The sequence below is a fragment of the Streptosporangium amethystogenes genome, from assembly GCF_000721075.1.
Classification (GTDB): Bacteria; Actinomycetota; Actinomycetes; order Streptosporangiales; family Streptosporangiaceae; genus Streptosporangium; species Streptosporangium amethystogenes.
This window is the reverse complement of sequence record NZ_JOEQ01000166.1, coordinates 1-387: the sequence shown is the minus strand read 5'-3', so window position 1 is coordinate 387 and position 387 is coordinate 1. Positions and strand designations below refer to the sequence as shown.

At 65.9% G+C, this 387-nt stretch carries 1 protein-coding gene; it reads right to left on the bottom strand.

Annotated features, from left to right (window positions below):
- Nucleotides 1-387: HAMP domain-containing protein (locus IG98_RS46285; RefSeq protein ID WP_037973090.1), on the bottom strand; the 387-nt coding region annotated here is incomplete at both ends.

The following is a 387-nucleotide window of genomic DNA, read 5'->3' as shown; positions in this document are numbered from 1 at the left end:
TAGGTCAGGTTGTTGGCGTCGGCGAACATCGACAGCTGGTCGACCATGGTGTTGAGGGTGTCCTTGAGTTGGAGGATCTCCCCCTGGGCGTCGGCGGTGATCTTCTTGGACAGGTTGCCCTGGGCCACCGCCGTGGACACCGCGGCGATCTGACGCACCTGGGTGGTCAGGTTGTTGGCCATCACGTTGACGTTGTCGGTGAGGTCCTTCCAGGTGCCCGAGACGCCGGGCACCTGCGCCTGGCCGCCGAGCTGGCCCTCGGAGCCGACCTCGCGGGCGACCCGGCTCACCTCGGAGGCGAAGGAGGAGAGCTGGTCGACCATGGTGTTGATGGTGGTCTTCAGGGCGAGGATCTCGCCCTGGGCGTTGACGTCGATCTTGCGGGTC